Origin of the sequence: Bradyrhizobium sp. SPXBL-04 (assembly GCF_051853035.1) — a bacterium.
In the GTDB taxonomy this organism is placed as follows: Bacteria; Pseudomonadota; Alphaproteobacteria; order Rhizobiales; family Xanthobacteraceae; genus Bradyrhizobium; species Bradyrhizobium zhanjiangense.
Genome location: NZ_CP182472.1, coordinates 8,283,445 through 8,295,779, shown reverse-complemented (window position 1 = coordinate 8,295,779; position 12,335 = coordinate 8,283,445). Strand labels below are relative to the sequence as shown.

Genomic DNA, 12,335 nt, shown 5'->3' with positions numbered 1-12,335 from the left:
GATGTCGAACCTGATGCGGGACAGCCAGATCATGGCGCAGACCAAGGACGAGAACCTCGGCTACATGTCCGACATGGCGCTCGAGCTGGCGCAGATGGCGGACGATTCCGGATTGGCGACGCTGGCCTACCTGTTCCGGATGGCCGCGCTCGAGGCCTCGACGGCTAACAGCGTGCTCGCCGAACCGGACGACTTTCCCCAGCAGATGACGTCGCACTAGACGCATCTCTCGCCGAATTTCGACGACATTCGCACCCTCCCTCGGCCTGCCGGGGGAGGGTGATCGTTTGGGTGCGGCAGGTTGCCCCATGCCGCGCGGCAACCTTTTTGCATTGCACAGCAAGTTTCGGCCACGTGCGCCGAGATGCAACAAAGTGCATGTTTGGTGTCAAATCGCTCTTGCCTCGGAACGATACTGCCATTACCCATTTTTCGGCCTTGAACAGGCAGGGGGAGCTCTTTCACTGATGGCGACTGTGTTCGAACATCGGCGCGACACCGCGTGCGCCTGAAAGAGTCTTGATGCTGCTCGTCGTCGAACAGTTCTTGAACGGATTGCAGTTCGGCCTGCTGCTGTTTCTGCTCGCCGCCGGCCTGACGCTGGTGTTCGGGATCATGGATCTCGTCAACCTCGCGCACGGCTCGCTCTACATGATGGGCGCCTATTTCGCCGCGACCTTCGCGGCCTGGACCGGCAGCTTCCTGCTCGGTGCACTGCTGGCGCTGGGCGCGACGCTGGTGCTCGGCATCGTGCTCGAGATGAGTGCGCTGCGCCATCTCTACGGGCGAGACCATCTCGATCACGTGCTCGCAACCTTCGGCCTGATCCTGTTCTTCAATGAAGCCGTGCGGCTGATCTGGGGCCCGGCCGGCCTCGCGCTGCCGCTGCCGGCCTGGCTCACCGTGCCGGTGCCGATCCTGCCCGGCATCCACTACCCCGCCTATCGCCTCGCCATCATCGTCGTCGCGCTACTGGTGGCGCTGTTGCTCTATCTCGGCGTGATGCGCACGCGCATCGGCATGCTGATCCGGGCCGGCGCCTCCAACCGCGAGATGATCGGCGCGCTCGGCATCAACATCAAGCTGCTCTACACGCTGGTGTTCGGCCTCGGCGCGGCACTCGCGGGCCTTGCCGGATTGATGCAGGCGCCGATCCTCACCGTGCAGATCGGCATGGGCGAGAACATCCTGATCCTCGCTTTCGTCATCATCGTGATCGGCGGCATCGGCTCGATCCGCGGCGCGTTCCTTGCCGCGATCTTCGTCGGCATGATCGACACGCTCGGCCGCGCCTTCCTGCCCAATCTGCTGCGGCAGGTGCTGAGCGGCGCTGCCGCCTCCACCGCCGCGCCCGCGCTGTCGTCCATGCTGATCTACCTCCTCATGGCGATCGTGCTGGTGGTGCGGCCGGAGGGGCTGTTTCCGGCCAGTCGTCGATGAAGGCTTTCACTGTGAGCAAGGCCGTCACGGCCCTGATGCTGGCGGGCCTCGTGCTGCTGCCGCTCTATTCGCACCTGACCGGCAACATCTTCATCCTGACGCTGTTCACCCGCATCATCATCCTGGCGCTGGCGGCCGCGAGCCTCAACCTCATCATGGGTTTCGGCGGCATGATGAGCTTCGGCCACGCCGCCTATCTCGGCATCGGCGGCTACGCAGTCGGGATGCTGGCGCAGGAAGGTGTCGGAAGCGGCTTCATCCAGTTTCCGGTCGCGCTCGCGGCCTCCGCGGCTTATGCGCTGGTGATCGGCGCGCTCTCGCTTCGCACCCGTGGCGTCTATTTCATCATGATCACGCTGGCCTTCGCGCAGATGGCTTATTACGTCGCCTCGGGCCTGGCGCGCTATGGCGGCGACGACGGCCTCACCGTCTACCAGCGCAGCGACTTCTCCGGGTTGATCAATCTCTCGAACCGTACGCAGTTCTATTATCTCTGCCTCGCCTGCCTGTTCGGCGTCATCTTCCTGATCTGGCGCATCGTCAATTCGCGCTTCGGCCTCGTCGTGCAGGGCCTGCGCTCCAACGAGCAGCGCATGCAGGCGATCGGCTTTCCCGCCAAGCGTTACCAGCTCGTCTGCTTCGTCATATCAGGCACCATGTGCGGCCTTGCCGGCGCGCTGCTCGCCAACAACACCGATTTCGTCAGCCCGGCCGTGATGTACTGGACCCGCTCCGGCGATCTTATGGTGATGGTGATCCTGGGCGGCATGGGCACGCTGTTCGGCCCGATCATGGGAGCGGTGGTGTTCCTGCTGCTGGAAGAGTTCCTGTCGCAGATCACCGAATACTGGGCGCTGATCATGGGCCCGCTCTTGCTGCTCATCGTCCTGTTCGGCCGCGGCGGCATCATGGGTGCGCTCGGGAGGGCTGGCCGTGGCTGAACCCCTGCTCCGCGTCGAAAAGCTGGTGCGCCGCTTCGGCGGCATCATCGCGACCGACAACGTCTCGCTCGACGTCGCTAGCGGCGAGCTGCACGCCATCATCGGCCCGAACGGTGCCGGCAAGACCACGCTGATCAGCCAGCTCACCGGGCATCTCGAACCGCATTCCGGTAGCGTCTCGCTGGCTGGGCGCGACATCACCTATCTGCCGGCCTATCGGCGCTGCGCGCTGGGCCTTGCCCGTTCGTTCCAGATCACCTCGCTGCTGCTCGATTTCACCGCCGCCGACAATGTCGCGCTGGCAGCCCAAGCGCATGCCGGCACGTCGTTCCGCTTCTTCGCCAACGCGCGCAAGGAGAGGGGCCTGCGCGATGCCGCGCATGCCGCGCTCGATCGCGTCGGCCTGTCGCATCGCGCCGATGTCGTGGTGTCCAGGCTGAGCCATGGCGAGCGCCGCGAGCTCGAGCTTGCGGTTGCGCTCGCGAGCAAGCCAAAGCTCCTGCTGCTCGACGAGCCGATGGCCGGCTTAGGGGTCACCGAATCCCAGCGCATGGTGAAGCTGCTCCAGGAGCTGCGCAAAGAGGTCTCGATCGTGCTGGTCGAGCACGACATGCCGGCGGTGTTCGCGCTCGCCGATCGCATTTCGGTGCTGGTCTACGGCCGTGTCATCGCCTCCGGCGATCCGGCCGCGATCCGCCAGAACGAGGACGTCAAGCGCGCCTATCTCGGCGATCAGCATGTGGTGACGCATCATGGCTGACACGCTGCTTGACGTCGACGGTATCGAAACCTGCTACGGCCTCTCCCAGGTGCTGTTCGGGCTGTCGCTGTCGATCAAGCCCGGCGAGATGGTCTCGCTGATGGGCCGCAACGGCATGGGCAAGACTACGACGATCCGCTCGATCATGGGCCTGACGCCGGCGCGATCAGGCGCGATCCGCTTTGCGGGCGCCGAGGTGCGACAGCTTCCGTCGTACAGAATTGCAAAACTCGGCGTCGGCCTCGTCCCTGAAGGACGCCAGATCTTCCCGAACCTCACCGTGCGCGAAAATCTCGTGGCGGCCGCCGCCGATCGCTTCGGCAGCCCCAATCCCTGGACGCTGGCTGCGATCTACGTGCTGTTTCCGCGCCTCGCCGAGCGTGCCTCCAACATGGGCAACCAGCTCTCCGGCGGCGAGCAGCAGATGCTCGCCATCGGCCGCGCGCTGATGACGAATCCAAAACTCCTGATTCTGGATGAAGCGACCGAAGGTCTCGCGCCGCTGATCCGCGAGGAGATCTGGAATTGCCTGTCGCTGCTCAAGAGCCGCGGACAGTCCATCCTGGTGGTCGACAAGAATGTCGATCACCTCGCTCGCATCTGCGACCGCCACTACATCATCGAGCGCGGCAAGACGGTGTGGAGCGGCACCTCCGACGAGCTGATGGCCGCGCCGGATCTCCAGCACAAATATTTGGGAATCTGAGCCCCGCTCTCTCCCCGTCATTGCGAGCGCAGCGAAGCAATCCCGACCATCTCCGAGGAGGCAGTCTGGATTGCTTCGTCGCAAGGGCTCCTCGCAATGACGGTGGAGAAAGCGGGTGCTCTCACCAATAAATCCCGTGCCGATGCAATTCGCGGATCACACGCGCTTCGACCGAGGGCTGGCGGCGCTTTGGCTTGGCCGCTTCGGTCGTGCTGGTTACCGGCGCTGCGGCTGACTGTGCAGGTGCTGTGGCAACCGGCGCAGTCGCGGCCGGCGCGGTCGTAGTCGTCGGCGTGGTGGTCGCTGTCTGGATATTTGCCGGCGGCGTTGCTGCCGGAGCCTGCGGTGCAGCCGATGTGACCGACGGCTCGGCTGCCTGCTGGTTCGGATTTGTTGCCGCCAAGCTCAGGCTCCGCGACCCGCCGGCATGCACTTGCGTCGCCAGCAGCGACATCGCGGCAATCAGGATCAGCTTGCGCATGGGAATACCCGTCATCTGGTCAGTCCGTCTTACCTGATCGCGCCGGCCAGCGCCTAACGTGCCAGACGGTGCGTGCCGATTTCGATCAGGGTGGACCGGCAGGAGAGGCGATAGATCAGACTGAACAACTGACTCAACATGATCGAACTCCATTGTTCATCATGGGCAGTAGTCTGCGCCCGCTTTCTTTCCGGGGATTTTCGCCGCTATCGTAAAATGGCTTCGTGGGGCAGGTTTGCGATGTCGTCGGAACCGGCGGGACGAAACGGCCTCACGCCGGTGTGAGCGCGACCTGCCGTCATTCAGGAGGCGGGTCCGCAGGACCGAACCCCCGGAATCTCGCTGTTCCGGGTCTGGTGCTTCGCGCTATCCCGGAACGACGGCGCCCACGGATCAGAACGCCTCGAAATATTCGCGGTGCTCCCAGTCGGTCACCTCGGCGAGGAAGCGATCGATCTCGGCGTTCTTGATGTGGGTGTAATAGTCGACGAAATCAGGCCCGAGCTTTTCGCGGAAGAACGGATCGTCCTTGAGTGCGGAAACCGCATCGCGCAGCGATTTCGGCAGGAGCGGCGCCTTGGTCTCGTAGGGGGTATCGGCGGAGGGGCCCGGATCGAGCTTGCGATCGACGCCGTCGAGGCCCGACAGGATCTGCGAGGCCATGTAGAGATAGGGATTGGCAGCGGGTTCGCCGATGCGGTTTTCCAGGCGCGTCGCCGCATCGCCGGCCGCCCCGAGCACGCGGATCATCACGCCGCGATTGTCGCGGCCCCAGATCGCGCGGTCCGGCGCCAGCGAATAGGAGCGGTAGCGCTTGTAACCGTTGATGGTCGGGGTGGTGAACACGGTGGAGGCGCGGGCGTGGTCGAGCAGGCCGGCCAGGTACGCCTTGCCGAACGCGCTAAGCGGCTCGCCGTCGTCCTTTGCCGTTTTCTTTGCCGTTTCTTTGGCCATGAACTGGTTCTCGCCAGTCGTGCGCGAGACGATCGACTGGTGCAGATGCCAGCCGCTCGCGAACACGTTCGGCAGTTTCGGCCGGCACATGAAGGTGGCGTGATAGCCATGCCGGCGCGCGATCTGCTTCACGGCGGAGCGGAACAGCACCATGTTGTCGGCCGGTTCGAGTCCTTTCTTCGGCGCGAAGGTGAACTCGCACTGGCTCGGCCCGAACTCGACCTCGACCGAGCGCAAGGGCAATCCGAGCGCGACGATGTCGCGGCGCAAAATCTCCAGCACCGGTTCCATCTGATCGAAGCGCTGCTCGGTGAGGTATTGATAGCCGTGGCTGAGCAGGCTCACCGAAGGCGGCGTGCCGGGCTGGCCTGCGTCTTCCGGGCGCATGTGCGGGTCGTCGAGTCTAAAGATGTGGAATTCGACTTCGAGGCCCGCAACGAAATCGTAGCCGCGCATGCCGAGCTCATCGAGCACCTTGCGATAGAGTCCGCGGGTTGCAAACGGCACCGGACGGCCGTCGCCAAAATAGAGATCGCACAGCACCCAGCCCGTCGCCGGCGCCCAAGGCAAAACGCGGAAGGTGGTGGGATCGGCGACCATCAGCACGTCGGCCGCGCCCTCCATCTCCTTCATGCCGAAGCCGCCGCCTGAGGTGAATACCGGAAACACCGTGCGGTGCGAGGTGTCCTTGGCGAGCATGGTGGTGGTGATGGAGCAGCCGCTCTCCAGCGAGGCGAGAGCTTCGGCGGCGATGATGGTCTTGCCGCGCAAGATGCCGTGCTGGTCGGGAAAGGCGAGGCGAATGACCTCGAGGTTCTTTTCCTCGACGATGCGGCGCATGCGCGTCGCCGCGTCCCTCTGCTCATCCGACCACAGCCCATGACGCGCGACGAAAGTCACTTCTCCACTCCTCTAGTCGTTCGACGCGAAGCTGCTGCAACATACTCCGCCATTGCGAGCGTAGCGAAGCAATCCAGAGTCTCTCTGCGGGGGCATTTCTGGATTGCTTCGCTGCGCTCGCAATGACGAGGATAGGCCATCACGTTGACTCCGCTACCGTAGGGTAGGCAAAGCGTAGCGTGCCCACCGCGTGCCTATCGTCTGAAAGAAAGCATGGTGGACACGGCGCTTTGCGCCTTTGCCCACCCTACGGCTTCGATGCACTAAGGTCACTCCGCCGCCGTCAGCCGATGCACGTTGTCGGCAATGTCCTTAGGCACCGGCGCAGTCCATGGCGCGCCGCGGCGGCGCTTGACGTCGACTTCCATCCAATAGGTCTCCCAGCCCCGCGTCGGGCCGATGCCGTCCATGGTCGCCGGGCCCTGGATGCTGCGCGCGTTGGCTTCGTTCAGGAACAGCATCGGCTTCTCGCCACCCGAAACCTTCTCGATCTCCTGCCGCAGCAGGCGGCGATATTGCACGATCGCCTTGTCGCTCTGACCGAGATGCTCCTTGGTGCGGTCCTGGATCGCGCCCATCGATTCCACCGCCCACTGGTCGTGGACGTTGATGTCGGTGCCCATGCCCGTGTAGGTCGCGGTCTGCTGTTCGTGCGGATCGAAGCCGTAATCGTTGCTGCTGTTCTTGCGCGATTTGTAGTCGGGCAGCTCATAGAGCTCGAGCCGCTGCTCGCGCATCTTCGTCTTGTCCACCGGGTTGGTGTAGCTGGTGAAGATCGCGTACCAATAGCAGTTCTCGTCGTCGACCGGCACGTGCCACTGGGTGATCGTCATCTCCGTGCTCATGGGGATGACGAAGCCATGCGGGAAGAGCTGATTGGTGACGCGCACATGGGTGCGCTCCTCGTCGATCTCGCGCAGTGCGATCAGCCTGAGACCGTATTCGGTGTGCTCGACATTGATGATCGGGCGGTCATATTCGCGCAGGATTTTGGTCATCGGCAGGTCCGAGCCGGCCGAGGCGCCGCGGAATTGCTTGCCGTAGGCGGTGGAGGTGTCTTCATCCTCGAAGAAGCGGTGCAGATAGGAGGCGTGCGCGGGATCGATGCCGACTTCGAGCGCCTGCAGCCAGTTGCAGGCCATGTGGCCCTTGAAGGCGAAGGTGTGAGAGCCCGGCGCAACGAAGCAGTCGATCTCCGGGAATGCCGGCGGCTCACCTTCGCCGAGATAAGCCCAGAGGATGCCGCTCTTCTCCACCACGGGATAGGAGCGCTGGCGGATGTTCTGGCAGAGTTTTGAGTCCTTCGGCTCGGCCGGAGTCTCGATGCACTGGCCGGTGGCGTCGAACAGCCAACCATGGAAGGCGCAGCGCAGTCCGCCATGTTCGAGCCGCCCAAAGGCGAGGTCGGCGCCGCGATGCGCGCAGTGGCGATCGATCAGGCCGTAACGCCCTTGCTCATCGCGGAACAGCACCAGGCTCTCGCCGAGCAGTTTTACGGGACGGATCGGCCGCGCACCCTCCAGCTCGTCCACCAGCGCCGCCGGCTGCCAATAACTCCGCATCAGCTTGCCGCAAGGATCCTTCGGACCGGTGCGGGTGATCAGGTCGTTCTGCTCCTGGCTCATCATGGCGCGTGCATCCTTGTGGAGGGCGTTTGTTCGCCTATTGAACGAATGGGCGAATTATGACATGCCTTGGAGCGGCAGCAAGCACTATTTTGCAGGATTGTCCCGAAGCCATGCCTAAGTTGAAGCGCAGCGAGAGCGACGAGCGCGCGACGGATTTCGTCGAGAGCCTCGATCGCGGTCTGCGGCTGCTGCAGTGCTTCGGTGCCACGGCCGGCCCGATGACGCTGAGCGATCTCGCTCGTGCGGCCGATCTGCCGCGCGCCACGGCGCGGCGCATGCTGTTCACGCTCCAGCGCGGCGGTTACGTCTCCGGCGATGGCAAGCTGTTCTCGCTGACGCCGCATGTGCTGACGTTGGCTGCATCCTATCTGCGCTCGAGTCAGATCATCGCCGTGCTTCAGCCCGTGCTCGATCGCATCGCAATCGCGGCGCAGGAAATCTCTTCGCTGGCGGTGCTCGATGGTGATGACGTCGTGTTTATCGCCCGCGGCGGTCCGACGCGGGTGTTTTCGGGCGGATTGGAGATCGGCTACCGGCTGCCGGCCTTCTGCACCTCGGTCGGCCGCGCCATGCTCGGCCAGTTCGACGATGCCGATCTCGCCGCGCGCCTGAATGCGATGAACCGCGAGGCGCTGACGCCGCAGACTGAAACCGATCCGAAGGCGCTGCTCGCGCGCATCAGCGCCGACCGCGCACAGGGCTACTCGCTGGTTGACCGCGAAGCGGAGCCGCATTTCCGCTCGATCTCGGTCCCCGTCCGCCGTTACGACGGCGTGATCGTTGCCGCCATCAACATGGGCGCCCATGTCGACCGCGTGCCCGCTCAGGAGCTGCTCGATCGCTTCCTGCCGCTGTTGCGCGACGGCGCGGAGGCGGTGCGCTCGCAACTTCTGTAGCTTTAGGTGCAACGCAAGAGCGGACTGGGCTGACGCAGAGCCGTCCTACACGCCGCCGTCTGTGCTATAATGCTGTCCGGACAAGATCAGGGAGCACGCCATGCAACACACCATGGTTCCCAGTGATCGCGTCGAGCACGTCGCCGTCTATGGGAGTGACGGCAGCAAGCTCGGCACGATCGAGCGATTGATGCTCGACAAGGTGAGCGGAACCGTCGCCTACGCCGTGATCAAGACCGGCCGGCTGCTCGGCACTCATCACCACTATCCTCTGCAGTGGAGCGCGCTGAAATATGATCCGGGACGTCAGGCCTTCCAGGCCGAGGTGACGCTGGACCAGCTCAGCAGCGGCCCATGCGAATTCGACGGCGACGCGTTCGATTGGGGCGACCGCTCGCGGCCCTATCCGCATCCGCATTACTGGTCGATCTAACCGCGTCGCAGCTCCTGTGGGCGGGCTCCACGCTCGGATCAATTCCGGTTGCGCATCCAGTCGGCGAGGCCGGACAGCGCCTTGTCGAGATCCTGCCGTGCGGCACGATCCACCACCGTCTCCTCCAGCGCGCCGCGCATGCAGGCCATCCACGCGTCGCGCTCGGCATCGCCGATGGAAAAACCGATGTGCCGCTGGCGCAGCCGCGGATGGCCTTTCTCGACAGAGTAAAGCCGCGGGCCGCCGGTCCATTCGGTGAGATAGCGCTTCAGCACGTCCCTGATCAGGCCGAGGTCAGCCGCGTGCATTGCGCGGATGACTTTCGCCTCCGGTAGCGTGTCCATGCGCTGGTAGAAGCGATCGACCAGAAGCTCGATCGTGGCGCTGCCGCCGATCCGCTCGAACATGGAGATAGTGACGGTGCTGTCAGTCATCTTTACAGCGCCACGCTGCGCAATCCAAAACTGCGCGCTTCGTTCTGCAGCACCGGGCGCACCGCGTCGATTAGCCGCGCGGCCGCCGCGTCGACGGAGAGGCCCGCGGTATCCACCACCGCCGTCGCGCGCGAATACAGCGGCTCGCGGCTCAAGAGGATGTTGCGCAGCTCGGCCATCGCTGAGCGATCGTCAGCCATTGGGCGCAGATCGCCCTGGCGGCGGACGCGGGCCATGTGCTCTTCCGGCTCGGCCTTCAGCCAGATCGTGTAGAACGACGACAGGATCTGGTCGAAGGTCAGGGGCTCGGAGACGATGCCGCCGCCGGTCGCCAGCACCATCAGCTCGTTGCGCGCGAGCAGCTGCTGCAGCGCCGCCTGCTCCATGCGCCGAAAGCCTTCCTGGCCGTAGAGCGCGATGATCTCGGCGACCGAGAGACCGTTCTGCTGCTCGACCTCCTTGTTGAGCTCGACAAAACTCCAGCCGATCTTCTTCGCCAGCATCCGGCCGAGCGTGGATTTGCCGGCGCCGCGCAAGCCGATCAGCGCAATGCCGCAGAACGGCGCGCGCCGCGGCGCAGACGCGCTGCCGCCGGCGAGCAGGTCCTTGGCCTGCGCGATCTGCGCTGGTGTCGCCTTGCGCAACAGATCGCGAAACATCTGCCAGTCCGGCGTCGGATCCGCCGAGGGAAGCAGGTCTTCGAGATGTGCGCCCATCGCGTCGGAGACGCGGCGGAGCAGCACGATGGAGACATTGCCCTTGCCGCTCTCGAGCTGCGCGATGTAGCGCTCCGAAATTCCCGATACCTTGGCGAGCACTTTGCGCGACATGCCGCGCAGCGCGCGCATGGTGCGTACGCGCTGGCCGAGCTGTTCGAGAAATCGGGATTCGGCGTCGGGACTTTCGGTCATGAGGCTTCTTTAGCGGATGTCCTGCGGCGCGTTTTAATGAAACATAGTGCCTGCTGGCATTGACAGCAAGCCGCTGTGGTGTCTTTCTATGAATTATAATTCTAAATTCGGGGAGACGTCCGTGAGCGAGGGATCCTACAACGCGGTGACCTGGCTGCTCGACCGTAACGTCGAGGAGGGCAGGGGAGGCAAGCTCGTCTTCGACGATACCGTCTCGCAGCTCACCTATGGCGAGCTTCAACGTGAGAGCCGCCGCGCCGCCAACATGCTGCGTCGGCTCGGCGTTCGCCGCGAGGAGCGCGTGGCGATGATCATGCTTGATACGGTCGATTTCCCGATTGTATTCCTCGGCGCGATCCGCGCCGGCATCGTGCCGGTGCCGCTCAACACGCTGCTGACCGCGGACCAATACGCCTACATACTCGCCGACTGCCGCGCGCGCGTGCTGTTCGTGTCCGAGGCGCTCTATCCCGTCATCAAGGACGTCGTCGGCCGCATGCCGGATCTCGAGCATGTCGTGGTCTCCGGTGCAAAGCAGAACGGCCACAAGCAGCTCGCCGAGGAGATCGCCGGCGAGAGCGATCAGTTCACCACCGCGGCGACGCATCCCGACGAGCCGGCGTTCTGGCTCTATTCCTCGGGCTCGACCGGCATGCCCAAGGGCGTGCGCCATCTGCATTCGAACTTGCAGGCGACCGCGGACACTTACGCAAAACAGGTGCTCGGCATCCGCGAGAACGACGTCTGCCTGTCCGCCGCAAAGCTGTTCTTCGCCTATGGTCTCGGCAATGCGCTGACCTTCCCGATGTCGGTCGGCGCCACGGTGATTCTGAACAGCGAGCGGCCGACACCGGCACGCATGTTCGACCTGATGAACCGTTACAACCCCTCGATCTTCTACGGCGTGCCGACATTGTTCGCGGCCATGCTCAACGACGAGACCATGAAGAATGAGCGCGGCGGCAAGGCGCTGCGCATCTGCACCTCGGCCGGCGAGGCGCTGCCGGAGTCCGTCGGCAACAGCTGGAAGGCACGCTTCGGTGTCGACATTCTCGACGGTGTCGGCTCGACCGAGCTGCTCCATATCTTCCTGTCGAACGCGCCCGGCGATATCAAGTATGGCTCCTCGGGCAAGCCGGTGCCGGGCTATGCGGTGCGGCTCGTCAACGAGGCCGGCCAGGATGTGGCTGACGGCGAGGTCGGCGAGCTCCTGGTCGATGCCCCCTCCGCCGGCGAGGGCTATTGGAATCAGCGCCACAAGAGCCGCCGCACCTTCGAGGGACCGTGGACACGGACCGGCGACAAATATGTCCGCGACACTGATGGCCGCTACACCTTCTGCGGCCGCGCAGACGACATGTTCAAGGTCTCCGGCATCTGGGTCTCGCCCTTCGAGGTCGAGAGCGCGTTGATCACGCATCCCGCCGTGCTGGAAGCCGCCGTCGTACCCGAGGCCGATCCAGAAGGCTTGTTGAAGCCAAAGGCCTTTGTCGTGCTGCGCCCCGGCGCAACGACGAACGATCTTCAGGAGATGCTGAAGGAGCACGTCAAGCAGAAGATCGGCCCGTGGAAATATCCGCGCTGGATCGACGTGGTGGACTCGCTGCCGAAGACGGCGACCGGGAAGATCCAGCGGTTCAAGCTGCGGGAAGGGGCGAATTGATGCTGGGTGCTGAGCGTACCGCACTCGCCGCGCCTTACCCTCCCCTGGAGGGGGAGGGTCGCTTCGCATGGAGCAAAGCGCAATGCGAAGCGGGGTGGGGTGATCTCTCCACGCGGGCACCGCATCCGTGGACAGACTGTCACCCCACCCCGCTTCACATCTCGCTACGCTCGCTGTGAATCGACCCT

General features: G+C 64.2%; 13 protein-coding genes. 8 read left to right on the top strand and 5 right to left on the bottom strand.

What is annotated here, in order from left to right:
* Position 1 precedes the first annotated feature (1 nt).
* The 5 genes from ACNJX8_RS39500 (at position 2) to ACNJX8_RS39480 (ending at position 3,847) form a co-directional block, all read left to right on the top strand.
* Positions 2-220, top strand: coding sequence for a hypothetical protein (locus tag ACNJX8_RS39500; RefSeq protein ID WP_091884873.1), 219 nt, complete (start codon positions 2-4; stop codon positions 218-220).
* Between the two features lie 302 nt (positions 221-522).
* Positions 523-1,440 (top strand): branched-chain amino acid ABC transporter permease, encoded by a 918-nt coding sequence (locus ACNJX8_RS39495; RefSeq protein ID WP_091884876.1) that lies wholly within the window; start codon positions 523-525, stop codon positions 1,438-1,440.
* A complete protein-coding gene (locus ACNJX8_RS39490) occupies positions 1,437-2,381 on the top strand; it encodes a branched-chain amino acid ABC transporter permease (protein ID WP_091884879.1) in 945 nt (314 codons plus the stop codon). Before ACNJX8_RS39495 ends, ACNJX8_RS39490 begins: the two co-directional genes overlap by 4 nt.
* The gene (locus ACNJX8_RS39485; protein ID WP_128936908.1) at positions 2,374-3,141 is read left to right on the top strand and encodes an ABC transporter ATP-binding protein; all 768 of its coding nucleotides are present in this window, start codon (positions 2,374-2,376) and stop codon (positions 3,139-3,141) included. The genes ACNJX8_RS39490 and ACNJX8_RS39485 overlap by 8 nt, the downstream gene beginning before the upstream one ends.
* Positions 3,134-3,847 (top strand): ABC transporter ATP-binding protein, encoded by a 714-nt coding sequence (locus ACNJX8_RS39480; protein WP_091884882.1) that lies wholly within the window; start codon positions 3,134-3,136, stop codon positions 3,845-3,847. The genes ACNJX8_RS39485 and ACNJX8_RS39480 overlap by 8 nt, the downstream gene beginning before the upstream one ends.
* Before the next feature lie 121 nt (positions 3,848-3,968).
* Here the strand turns inward: ACNJX8_RS39480 and ACNJX8_RS39475 are convergent, their stop codons facing one another.
* The 3 genes from ACNJX8_RS39475 to ACNJX8_RS39465 all read right to left on the bottom strand — a co-directional run bounded on the left by ACNJX8_RS39475 (position 3,969) and on the right by ACNJX8_RS39465 (position 7,810).
* Entirely contained in the window at positions 3,969-4,343 is a 375-nt protein-coding gene (locus tag ACNJX8_RS39475) for a hypothetical protein (RefSeq protein ID WP_439358996.1), read from the bottom strand.
* A gap of 378 nt (positions 4,344-4,721) precedes the next feature.
* Entirely contained in the window at positions 4,722-6,182 is a 1,461-nt protein-coding gene (locus ACNJX8_RS39470; protein WP_439358995.1) for a glutamine synthetase family protein, read from the bottom strand.
* A gap of 269 nt (positions 6,183-6,451) precedes the next feature.
* Positions 6,452-7,810, bottom strand: coding sequence for an aromatic ring-hydroxylating dioxygenase subunit alpha (locus ACNJX8_RS39465; protein WP_128940222.1), 1,359 nt, complete (start codon positions 7,808-7,810; stop codon positions 6,452-6,454).
* Between the two features lie 110 nt (positions 7,811-7,920).
* Here ACNJX8_RS39465 and ACNJX8_RS39460 point away from each other — a divergent pair, with 110 nt between their 5' ends.
* Positions 7,921-8,706 (top strand): IclR family transcriptional regulator domain-containing protein, encoded by a 786-nt coding sequence (locus ACNJX8_RS39460; RefSeq protein ID WP_439358994.1) that lies wholly within the window; start codon positions 7,921-7,923, stop codon positions 8,704-8,706.
* 100 nt (positions 8,707-8,806) lie between these two features.
* A complete protein-coding gene (locus tag ACNJX8_RS39455) occupies positions 8,807-9,139 on the top strand; it encodes a PRC-barrel domain-containing protein (RefSeq protein WP_128936903.1) in 333 nt (110 codons plus the stop codon).
* Between the two features lie 38 nt (positions 9,140-9,177).
* Here ACNJX8_RS39455 and ACNJX8_RS39450 read toward each other — a convergent pair whose 3' ends face one another.
* Together ACNJX8_RS39450 and ACNJX8_RS39445 are read right to left on the bottom strand one after the other, a co-directional pair.
* Positions 9,178-9,573 carry a group II truncated hemoglobin gene (locus tag ACNJX8_RS39450; RefSeq protein WP_439358993.1) on the bottom strand — a complete coding sequence of 132 codons (396 nt, stop codon included), beginning with the start codon at positions 9,571-9,573 and terminating at the stop codon, positions 9,178-9,180.
* Between the two features lie 2 nt (positions 9,574-9,575).
* The gene (locus tag ACNJX8_RS39445) at positions 9,576-10,484 is read right to left on the bottom strand and encodes a helix-turn-helix transcriptional regulator (RefSeq protein WP_128940219.1); all 909 of its coding nucleotides are present in this window, start codon (positions 10,482-10,484) and stop codon (positions 9,576-9,578) included.
* Between the two features lie 121 nt (positions 10,485-10,605).
* Between ACNJX8_RS39445 and ACNJX8_RS39440 the strand changes: the two genes are divergently transcribed.
* Positions 10,606-12,147 carry a benzoate-CoA ligase family protein gene (locus ACNJX8_RS39440; protein ID WP_128936900.1) on the top strand — a complete coding sequence of 514 codons (1,542 nt, stop codon included), beginning with the start codon at positions 10,606-10,608 and terminating at the stop codon, positions 12,145-12,147.
* Positions 12,148-12,335: the final 188 nt, after the last annotated feature.

Excerpts from the sequence above, each read along its gene's own strand:
- ACNJX8_RS39500 (WP_091884873.1), top strand. The coding sequence starts at position 2 with ATGTCGAACCTGATGCGGGACAGCCAGATCATGGCGCAGACCAAGGAC.
- ACNJX8_RS39495 (WP_091884876.1), top strand. The coding sequence starts at position 523 with ATGCTGCTCGTCGTCGAACAGTTCTTGAACGGATTGCAGTTCGGCCTG.
- ACNJX8_RS39490 (WP_091884879.1), top strand. The coding sequence starts at position 1,437 with ATGAAGGCTTTCACTGTGAGCAAGGCCGTCACGGCCCTGATGCTGGCG.
- ACNJX8_RS39480 (WP_091884882.1), top strand. The coding sequence starts at position 3,134 with ATGGCTGACACGCTGCTTGACGTCGACGGTATCGAAACCTGCTACGGC.
- ACNJX8_RS39475 (WP_439358996.1), bottom strand. The coding sequence starts at position 4,343 with ATGACGGGTATTCCCATGCGCAAGCTGATCCTGATTGCCGCGATGTCG.
- ACNJX8_RS39465 (WP_128940222.1), bottom strand. The coding sequence starts at position 7,810 with ATGATGAGCCAGGAGCAGAACGACCTGATCACCCGCACCGGTCCGAAG.
- ACNJX8_RS39460 (WP_439358994.1), top strand. The coding sequence starts at position 7,921 with ATGCCTAAGTTGAAGCGCAGCGAGAGCGACGAGCGCGCGACGGATTTC.
- ACNJX8_RS39455 (WP_128936903.1), top strand. The coding sequence starts at position 8,807 with ATGCAACACACCATGGTTCCCAGTGATCGCGTCGAGCACGTCGCCGTC.
- ACNJX8_RS39450 (WP_439358993.1), bottom strand. The coding sequence starts at position 9,573 with ATGACTGACAGCACCGTCACTATCTCCATGTTCGAGCGGATCGGCGGC.
- ACNJX8_RS39445 (WP_128940219.1), bottom strand. The coding sequence starts at position 10,484 with ATGACCGAAAGTCCCGACGCCGAATCCCGATTTCTCGAACAGCTCGGC.